The sequence below is a fragment of the Brevibacillus reuszeri genome, assembly GCF_002897295.1.
In the GTDB taxonomy this organism is placed as follows: Bacteria; Bacillota; Bacilli; order Brevibacillales; family Brevibacillaceae; genus Brevibacillus; species Brevibacillus reuszeri_A.
Map to the genome: position 1 here is coordinate 217,882 of NZ_BEXF01000011.1, position 9,418 is coordinate 227,299.

Sequence of the window (9,418 nt, forward strand, 5' to 3'; positions counted from 1 at the left end):
ACACTTATTTTTACAAGCCATTAGCTGCATCCTCTTTTCGTTTTTTAAATTATTTTGTTGAACAAAAAACGCTCACTAGAAAAGGAGCGATGTGGCTCTCCTTAGAAATAAAGCTTTCCTCATCAAAAGGAATTAACCTGCAAATCTTTACCCACAAGAGGGAGAGGCGACGCCATTGATCCTAGGTACACAAAAAAGCCTCTCTTTTTTAAAGAGAGGACTGTGAGCATCACTTTATATATGTGGGTTGAGAAAAATAGAAAACTACCGATATGGCAGTCCCACTACTCCCCACATAAAATTTAGACCCTTAGCGAGCCGCGGAACCCTCTTGCGGCATAGTAGGATTCAGCTCCGTTGTGGTACATGAAGACAGTGTCGTATCGACGATCGCAAAAGATGGCCCCGCCAAGTTTTCGAATACTATCGGGCGTTTTCACCCAGCTCGAAGACTTCAAATCGAAATGTCCAAGTTTTTGTAGCTCCCGGTATTGTTCCTCTGTTAAAAGCTCAATGCCCATAGCCGCTGCCATTTCAATCGCATTATTTTGTGGCTTATGCTCCTTCCTTGACTCCAGCGCTTCACGGTCGTAACAAACACTTCTGCGCCCTTTAGGACTTTCCGCTGAACAATCGTAAAAAATGTATTCGTCTGTCTGATTGTCATAATCAACAACATCTGGCTCACCGCCAGTTCTCTCCATTTCATGGAGCGACCACAGGTTTTCGGTATGAGCTTCGAGCCTTTCTTGTATGCTTGCCCATTCAAGTCCTTGATGGCGATTCATGTTTTTCTCAAAACGAGCTTTTAATGTCTGGAGTAGTGCTTCGCGTTGTTCCGGCAATAATTCCTTTACATGGTTGCTATCACTATGTGTCATGTTATTTTCTCCCTTCGAGTATGAAAATAAAGCCATATGATGCAATCTGTTAATCTACTTTCACTGTCATTAAAAAAATCAGTTATTGACTAGCACAATCTTCCCTCGAACTCTTCCTGTTTGACTGGATGAATGAGCTTTTCGGACACCCTCGACAGTTAATGGGTACATTTCTGTTAAAAATGGCCTTACTTTTCTCGCTTCCACCAGGTTTCGAATATGGTTCATGTTTTTTCCGTCTGGACGTGTAAACACATACATTACGGACAAGCCCATTTCTTTTTCCAAAGTGTCAACGTAAGCAGGCCTCTTTGCATCACGCTCGCTGATAATCGTTGCCACTTTTCCTTTCCGTTCCATTAATTTCAATGCTTCCCCGTAAGACTCGCCTCCAAGCGTGTCCAGCATGAAAGAAAACTTTGTTGTCGTATGAATTGTCCCTTTATCGTAGGCCAGAACCTCATCAGCCCCTAACTCTCTGACATAATCCATATTTTTGGAGCTTGTCGTTGTGGTTACATGGGCACCTAACGCTTTCGCGACCTGAATGGCCATGGACCCGATTCCACCGCTCCCCCCTAAAATCAGAACCTTTTCCCCTGTTTGTACCTGTCCCACTTCAACCAACGCCTGCCACACCGTGAGTCCAACCAACGGGAGTGACGCTGCTTCTGCATAGGTCAATCCATCTGGCATGGGAGCAACGAGGTTTGCGTGCACCACGATTTCATCCGCATACGTCCCTTCTCTCACGAGTTCTGGTCGAAAGAAGACATCATCCCCGATCTGAAAGTGTTTTACACTCTCTCCGACAGCTGATACTTTTCCTGCTGCATCCCAGCCTAGAACAAGAGGCAATTCAAAGGGGAAATCTGCTTGAAGCAGTCCTTCCCTCACCTTCCAATCCACCGGGTTTACCCCACTCGCTTTTATCGACACGAGCAAATCATCTGGCCCCAGCTTCTTTGTAGGGATGCGAATTTCTGTTAATTCCTCTATACCTCCATATCGACGAATCCCAATTCCATTCATGGCACAACCTCCTTCTACCTGCAGAGAAAATCTATCTATTCATTCACCACATTCAGGGGTACTTCCTGTTTTAACCATTCTAGGCTTCCCTACCTATTTGCATGCCCATACTCTTCTGCTACCCCTCATCATTAGCTATAATCGTAATCATTCTTCGCCATCGATGTGTGCCGGAAAATATCTTAGAACTTCCTGCCCAAGCTCCTGTATTACATCGTCAATGGGACGCTTACTTGGGAATAGTGCAAAAAACAAATGATTGACACCCACATCTTGATACAATGCCAAGAGCTCCAAAAGAATATTTCTACCTACTCGATACCCTAGGCGAATAGGCGTGGCTGATTCATTTGGATTTTCTGCTAGATCCAAATGAAGGGGTTGAATAAACGGTTTGAACACCCCTGGCTGATATTGCTGGACGAGGTCACGCCATTGTTGGATGGCTTGTGCCTGACTGTATGGATCTTGTGGATAATAAATCCATCCATCTCCGTTTTGTGCGAACCAATCCATTGTTTGCTTACTAAATCCCGTGATAAACGTCGGAATTGGAGCAGTTGGCTTCGGCACTAGATTTGCACCGTCGATGGTCCCGATTGGGAAATGGATTTTCGGAAAATGCTCTTCAATCACCTTTTGCAGGAATTCATACCCTTCCTTGAATAGCTCCGCGCTTTTCTCATGCGGGACACCCAACCCACTAAAATCTGCTCGTCTGTCACCTGAGGAAATACCCATCATCAAGCGCTGTGGAAACAAATTTTCGATCGTCGCCGCTTCTTTTGCCACTCGCAATGGATGCCGCAGCGGAAGGACGATGCTGGAGGTACCAAACGCAATTTTTTTCGTTTGCGTAGCCAAGTAGGTCAAGTAAATCATCATGTCATAAATCTGGCCTGTTGCTGGATCTCCGAAGGCAGGGTCTTGCAGAAGCACATCCCGCAGCCAGATCCCCGTAAAGCCATGGTTCTCAGCAGCTTGTACTAATTCAACCTGCCTCTCCATCGTTGGTTGATTCCTTTCGAAAGCCTCCAAAGGAAGATGTAATCCCAAGGTCATCTTTCCTTCTTTAAACATGCGTTGGTATCCATAATGACGCTCAAAAATACGCATCAGCACTCTCTCCTAAATTTGATATCAGTTAGAAACTAACAGCAGACACGATGCCTGGAATTCGCTTCGTCTGCCGTTGCTCATTAAGGGTTAATAACTATTCCTTAGGATTGGCCCCACCCTGGAAAGTAAAGGTTACAAATGTACCACCATAGCCAAGTGTAGTAATGGCAGATACAAGCAACAAACGCATTTGTGATAATTTTCACTTGGCTAACAGAACTAGGTTTTGCTTTTCTCAAGTTACTTGGCATTAGGATCGCGGTAGATCCGATAGCTTATATGATGTATCTGAGTGCTATTATGTCGAATTCATACCAAAATAGGAAGTACGTACTTTTTAGTAGCATAGGCACCAAAAAGTACCCAACCTGCGTAGAGACCCTACTTGTTACATTTTCAACCGATATTGATCTCGTCTGCACTCGAAATTGATTTTGCTATTCTATGCTACGGGTATCTTGTAAGAAGGGGTTAATTGGTATGAAAATGGTACAACGATGGGTAAGCATTTTTCTGTCAGGGGCGATACTATCGACCCTCGTAGCCTGTGGTGCGGCCAACGACAACAGTCAGACTCAGCTCGCTACGACGCAGGCGCCTGCAGGCAGCGATCAGGAATTGTTCGGCAGCAGCTTGTTCGTTGGCGACTCCATTATCGGAGGGCTGACTAACGATGACCTGCTGCCTGAAGCGAATGTTATGGGGGGATTGGGCGCAACGGTCCAATCTACGCTGGACAACGTCGAAGAGATCGCGAGCCGCAAGCCGTCACATGTGTTCCTGTCAATGGGGCAGAACGATCTCGGTGAACAGCCGGACAAAGAAAAGACGTTCGTACAGCAATATACCCAGTTGGTCGATCGTATAAGGGAACTGCTGCCGTCGGTGCGCGTCTACGTGCTGTCGATTACGCCGGTAGATGCCGCATCGCCGGTCGGTGCGTTCATGAACCCACAGATTGAAGCCTTCAACACAGCCCTGCAGAAGATGGCGAAGGAGAAGGGAGTAGACTACATCGACCTTGCCCCTATTTTCCAGCAGCACAAGATTCAATACGATGAAGACGGCTCTCATTTCACGAACTCATTCTACCCAATCCTGCTCGGCTATTTGAAGGAGTCGACGGATTTGGCCCATCAGCCGCGCGGTCCGGTGCTCACCGATCCGAACGAAGCCTACAAAGCAGCTTTCAGACACAGTGTTTTCCTGGGGGACTCCATCCTGGGGGCGTTGTCCTATCTGAATAAACTGGATTCGGCGAATGTCATCGCCCCGAGCGGCGCGACGCTGGCTCTCGCCCTCATGAACGTCGAGAAACTCGCCAGCCAGGCCCCGGAGCATGTATTCATTCTGCTGGGCAGCAATGACATTCGGTTGTCGGACAAGCAGGAATTCGTCGAGCGCTATCGCCAGCTGATCGGCAGCATCCGGAGCAAGCTCCCGAAGGCCAAGCTCCACATCCTGTCCATCCCGCCAGTCGCCGAGAAAGCCCTGAAGCAAGAGCCGCTGTATACGAACATTACGGACTTCAACCAATCGCTTGAACAGTTGGCCGATGAGGTCAAAGCCGATTACGTTGACTTGTCACCTCTCTTCGCCGCTAACAATATCCATTACGCAGACAACGGCGTTCACTTCAAGCCGAATTTCTATCCGCTGCTCCTCGACTACTTGAAGGGGCTTGTAAAGTAGGGAAATAACCGTTAGTTGGCAAGCGTCAAACAGCCCCCACCTTTTTATCTAGGATAGGGGCTGTTTATCCAAGAGAGGATCTCTCCAAATCACCACCAGGATGGAGCTTGAGACACATCCCGCCGTTCCTCTGTCCTCAACTCCACCGGTATATTGACGCGTTTCGCAATCGCAAACAAATGCTGTAGAAACGAGTCCCATTCGTCTGCAACTACGCGACAGGACAAGGATGCGATTGACTTTCCTTTATCGTTATGCTGCATAAATGAAATATACATATTGGATGAACCTTGCCCGCTAACTGTTGGGTCAACAACAATACGGCTGACTGCCGATAAATCGAGCTGTTTTTTTCCCAGCATGATCGCGGGTGGCTGCTGCTCAAAAATAATGCGCTCCAGCTTCGTACCGAAAGCCACCCGATCCGAGGCAAGAAACGCTTGCTTAGCTGCCTCCCACTCGCGAACCTTTTCCATATTACGTATCCCATTACAGTGCACCAGCCAATTTCCTGCACCGTTGTCTCTCTCGTAGCATGTCAAATCAATTCGGTAGACTCCCTCAGAAGTTTGAACATCGTATACTGCTAACCACCTAAGGATATTCCCGTGGCGGTTTCGGAAATAGTGCTGGTTCACTCCCAAAATACTGCTTTTCGTCAGCTCTACGTCTTTTCCCCCGAGTCGAAATCTCAGTACCCCACCCTCAAAACGCATTTGTTCTGGTTCCAGGGCACGCTTTTTACAACGCCGAAAACCGAGAATAACACTCAAACTAAAAACACCAAGGCAAATCAATAATGTAGCAAACTGAATCTCCAAAAAAGCGTTGAAATTCCACGATCCTATAAAACCCAGCAGTTCAATCACCAGCAGCACAGCATAAAGGAAAATCGCAAACACCATGCTTGCTTTACTGGCCTCTAGCAAGCGTTTAGAGAACGGATCACGCTGAAATACTTGATCCACCATCCATGCCTCTGGCTGCCAGTTTCTCCTTTTTTTCTTCATTCGGCTCCTCCTGCCCCAGTCAATCCTTCTTAAGAATCCACCGCTGCAGCTGCTGCTCGATGCGATCCAGTGCTTGCTCTTCTTCTGATGATAGACTATCACAAAATATACGACGGTAGGCTAATCGCTCCTGAGCATATTTCTTCTCCACATACTGGATTACTTCATCGGATGCCTCCTCAAGTGAGAGCATTGTTGTTCCGTCAATAAACCTGGCAAAGACAAGTACATCTTCTCCATCAAGCGTAATCGTAAGTAAAGGAACATAAACCTCTTCGAAGCCTGGCGATAAGTCTTCTTCAGATACGGTATAGATGTTCGTCGAGAGATCGGGTACAGGCTCAAGTTCCAGTTCCTTTTTGTTCAGTTTCCAAAACATACACTTCACTCCCCGCTTTTACTGTGCAAAATAGCCCCAGATCTATTTGAGCTTTTTACCCGCTAGTATTCTGAACATTTTGTTTGGAGTGTTCAATTTCAGTATGATCGGCGAAAATAACGGACGCTGACATCCTTGACAAATTAATATTACATTTGTAAAATCCAAGTTGCACATTAAATTTACATTTGTAAATTTAAATTTTATAGCAATAGGAGGTGAAGAATATGTCCACTATTCCGAGAATATCCGAATCCGAGTGGGAAATAATGAAGGTCATTTGGAAGCAATATCCGAAAACCGCTGAAGAAATCGCAGCTCAGCTACCGCCTGAAATCGAGTGGAGCGATCAGACGGTGCGCACCTTTCTGAACAGGCTTGTGAAAAAGAAAGCAATCAGATTCGAGAGGGCGGGTAGAAGCTATCTGTACTTCCCGGCCGTTTCCGAAGAAGATTGTGTCAAAGCGGAAAGCAAATCCTTTGTAAACAGGGTATTTGGCGGCGCGGCAAAGCTAATGGTAACTAACTTCTTGGAAGATGGCGATTGGTCCGAAAAGGAAATTGAGCAACTACAGAAGGTACTGGAAGAAAAAAAGGGAGAAAAACGATAACGACAGAGGCTGCAAATTGCCAGAGTCCATCGGTGAGGGAAAAACATGGAGATCCTGTGTAACGTTTTTTTATGATTTTTCTATTCTACGCTAGCGGCGAGTGCAGTTGCCCTGCTTGTGATGGTTATTCAAAGATTGTTTCACCGTCATCTGAGTGCCCGCCTTCAGCATGCGCTGTGGCTGATTGTGTTAGTCAGGCTGCTTTTGCCTGATTTCCCAAGCAGCCCCGCAAGCATATTTAATGTTGCCACACATATAAAAAATGCTGTTTCGATGATTCATGTTGAAGGATACAGCCCCTCACATGATATCTCTCGAAACAGCCAAGAGAATAAAATACCACAAAATGATCATAGCATGACGCCTGAAAAAAATCATGCGCAACCTGAAACAACTGTGCTGTGGGACGAAAAACAAACACTCCATTCCTCGCAAGCTCGATATGCGCTCGGTGTACAAATCGTATCGGCGATCTGGTTGGCCGGAGTGGTAGCGTTCATTACCTACTTGTTTTCCTACCTATTTCGGATGAGAAAGCGACGCAGAACGCTTACTCCGGTAACAGACCCGCGGATTTTGTCTGTCATGGATGAGGGTCAAAGGAAATTCGGTATAAAAAAACCAATCTCGCTTTACACAGGCGACTATGCAAAGAGCCCGTTTATTTCTGGATTGATTCATCCGTGGATCTTTATACCGGAAGCGGTCGCGAAAGAATTGCCCGCTTCTCAGCTGCTGCATATTTTGTCACATGAACTCGCCCATTATAAAAGAAAAGACATGTGGTGGAATACGCTCAGCAGTTTTGTCTTGATAATACACTGGATGAACCCGATCGTGTGGATATGTATGAAAAGAATGAAAGCGTCCAGGGAGATCGCGTGTGATGCCTACGTCCTGGAGATTCTCGGAGAACATGAAGCAACTCCTTATGGCTTGACAATGATTAATTTCCTGAAGCGGTTTTCGACCAAATCGGATCAGCCCCAGCTGCTGTATTTTTGGGGAACGACGAACAAAAATGAAGTGACGAGGAGAATTACTATGATTAAAGCATTTAGAAAGGGATCATATAGATTTTCGACACTGGCGATTGTCTGTGTGGCAAGTCTAGGGGTCGCGACGTTAACCAACGCCGCCACACCTGGTCCGACAAGCAGTTCCGCAAACGTTGTCCAGACAGGAGACGAACACATTCTCTTCGATTCCTCCTATCGTACTTATGGGGATTTGGAAAAAGCGATAAAGGTATCTCCTATTCCGTTTAAAGTACCTAATTTTTCAGAGTTACGTTTTGATTCTGTTACTCTATATCTAGAAGATAAAAAGTTATCCAAGGCGGATATCAAATTCAATAGATATATAGGAAATAGCCACAGTTTATATAATCTAGTGATTACTCCTGCTGAAGCTGATTTTGGCGATGCATTGTGGGATAATCAACAGTCTTCAGGAATCCAGAAAGAAACCCTGAATCTAATGGGAAGGAACATCTTAAAGCTAACCCGGGTATCAGACTCGCTGACTAACTATTACTGGGAGGAACAAGGCCTTCGTTATAAGCTCGGGGATTGGGATAATTCTCAAGAAGCGATAGACGTGATTTCCTCTATGAAATTCCCCGACAAGGACATGTTGAAACGATACAAAAACGATGTTGCCAAAGCACATGGCAAATCATCCGTCTATGACACAGAAGACTTGCGCGCCGTTCAAGATACACTCGGATTTGCTCCAAAGCTTCCCATGGAACTGCTCGGGACATTTAAATCGGCCAAAGCCGAGTTTTACTACAGGGATACGGAACGTATATCTAAATCGTTCTTAGTAACATATGAAAGAACCAATAAGCCAGGAAAATGGAAAGAAAGCTTCTATTTTGATCAAATGAAAGACACCAGCATCTATCAAGAAATGAAGAAGACGGGTACATATAGTTACGAGATCCTCAGACCCGATTATAACAACGTGAAAACGACTCCTTTGCAAATAGCGGGGAAAGAAGTATTCAAAACAGAAAAATATAAACAAGATGGGCGATATAGCTCGGCAGATGAGGCTGACCAGATCAGTTATTTTTGGGTAGAGAACGATATGGGCTACGAGGTAACGTTTTTAGAAGAGATTCCGCAGCAGCAAGAGATTGTTGCTGAATTGATGAAAGCAAAACAGGTAGATATCAACCAATTGAAATAAGGCAAAAGGGAATGGTATGGATCTTTTGTACAATTCCCTTTTGTTCTAGTGTAATGAATGGGGCCAGCAAAAAATTGCAAAGAAGCTTATAAACCCGAGTTATTGATAGGACAATTGCTCGGGTTCTTTTAATTGGGCTGGGCTTGCTGTTGCTGATAGCAACTTCTGTATAACTTCTAAAAACAAACTGTCCCATAGAAAAACATCCTTATTTATAACGCACTTAGATACCTGTCTCACTTCTTTCCAACAACGCTACACTCTCCACATGTGACGAGGTGACAGGGAGTACAGCAAAACTAGGAATGACATTTGCTCAAAGTAAAAAAAAAAATTATAAGAGCATTCCTGTACCTGATTTAACGTCCATATGTGAATGCTAATCTAATTCTTGACCACCTAGTGGTATAACGCTCATAAAAAAATTGACCACCTGAACACCTCTATCCTGTATCTTGGAGTTGTCGAGACAACAAGATATGGGAGGAAAGGAAATGC

Annotated in this window: 7 protein-coding genes and 1 pseudogene; 3 read left to right on the forward strand and 5 right to left on the reverse strand. The window is 45.3% G+C overall.

The features are described 5' to 3' along the window. Positions 1–302: 302 nt before the first annotated feature. The 3 genes from C3B52_RS19105 to C3B52_RS19115 all read right to left on the reverse strand — a co-directional run bounded on the left by C3B52_RS19105 (position 303) and on the right by C3B52_RS19115 (position 3,029). Positions 303–881, reverse strand: a complete 579-nt coding sequence (locus C3B52_RS19105; RefSeq protein ID WP_103107983.1) for a DUF4256 domain-containing protein — start codon at positions 879–881, stop codon at positions 303–305. Between the two features lie 78 nt (positions 882–959). Further along, complete coding sequence (locus C3B52_RS19110; protein ID WP_103107984.1) at positions 960–1,913, reverse strand: NADP-dependent oxidoreductase; 954 nt, start codon at positions 1,911–1,913, stop codon at positions 960–962. Positions 1,914–2,060: 147 nt separating this feature from the next. Next, positions 2,061–3,029 carry an LLM class oxidoreductase gene (locus C3B52_RS19115; RefSeq protein WP_103107985.1) on the reverse strand — a complete coding sequence of 323 codons (969 nt, stop codon included), beginning with the start codon at positions 3,027–3,029 and terminating at the stop codon, positions 2,061–2,063. Between the two features lie 483 nt (positions 3,030–3,512). Between C3B52_RS19115 and C3B52_RS19125 the strand changes: the two genes are divergently transcribed. After that, a complete protein-coding gene (locus tag C3B52_RS19125; protein ID WP_103107986.1) occupies positions 3,513–4,724 on the forward strand; it encodes a GDSL-type esterase/lipase family protein in 1,212 nt (403 codons plus the stop codon). 89 nt (positions 4,725–4,813) lie between these two features. Here the strand turns inward: C3B52_RS19125 and C3B52_RS19130 are convergent, their stop codons facing one another. Beyond that, positions 4,814–5,734 (reverse strand): hypothetical protein, encoded by a 921-nt coding sequence (locus C3B52_RS19130; protein ID WP_103107987.1) that lies wholly within the window; start codon positions 5,732–5,734, stop codon positions 4,814–4,816. Between the two features lie 19 nt (positions 5,735–5,753). Continuing rightward, complete coding sequence (locus C3B52_RS19135) at positions 5,754–6,113, reverse strand: hypothetical protein (protein WP_103107988.1); 360 nt, start codon at positions 6,111–6,113, stop codon at positions 5,754–5,756. A gap of 227 nt (positions 6,114–6,340) precedes the next feature. On the opposite strand from C3B52_RS19135, the gene C3B52_RS19140 reads away from it, so the two are divergent. Then, positions 6,341–6,724, forward strand: a complete 384-nt coding sequence (locus C3B52_RS19140) for a BlaI/MecI/CopY family transcriptional regulator (protein WP_103107989.1) — start codon at positions 6,341–6,343, stop codon at positions 6,722–6,724. 96 nt (positions 6,725–6,820) lie between these two features. Beyond that, positions 6,821–8,920, forward strand: a pseudogene (locus tag C3B52_RS19145) (M56 family metallopeptidase); the annotation flags it as partial. Positions 8,921–9,418 lie beyond the last annotated feature (498 nt).

Coding starts and splice junctions, on each gene's coding strand:
- C3B52_RS19105 (WP_103107983.1), bottom strand. CDS start 881: ATGACACATAGTGATAGCAACCATGTAAAGGAATTATTGCCGGAACAA.
- C3B52_RS19110 (WP_103107984.1), bottom strand. CDS start 1,913: ATGAATGGAATTGGGATTCGTCGATATGGAGGTATAGAGGAATTAACA.
- C3B52_RS19115 (WP_103107985.1), bottom strand. CDS start 3,029: ATGCGTATTTTTGAGCGTCATTATGGATACCAACGCATGTTTAAAGAA.
- C3B52_RS19125 (WP_103107986.1), top strand. CDS start 3,513: ATGAAAATGGTACAACGATGGGTAAGCATTTTTCTGTCAGGGGCGATA.
- C3B52_RS19130 (WP_103107987.1), bottom strand. CDS start 5,734: ATGAAGAAAAAAAGGAGAAACTGGCAGCCAGAGGCATGGATGGTGGAT.
- C3B52_RS19135 (WP_103107988.1), bottom strand. CDS start 6,113: ATGTTTTGGAAACTGAACAAAAAGGAACTGGAACTTGAGCCTGTACCC.
- C3B52_RS19140 (WP_103107989.1), top strand. CDS start 6,341: ATGTCCACTATTCCGAGAATATCCGAATCCGAGTGGGAAATAATGAAG.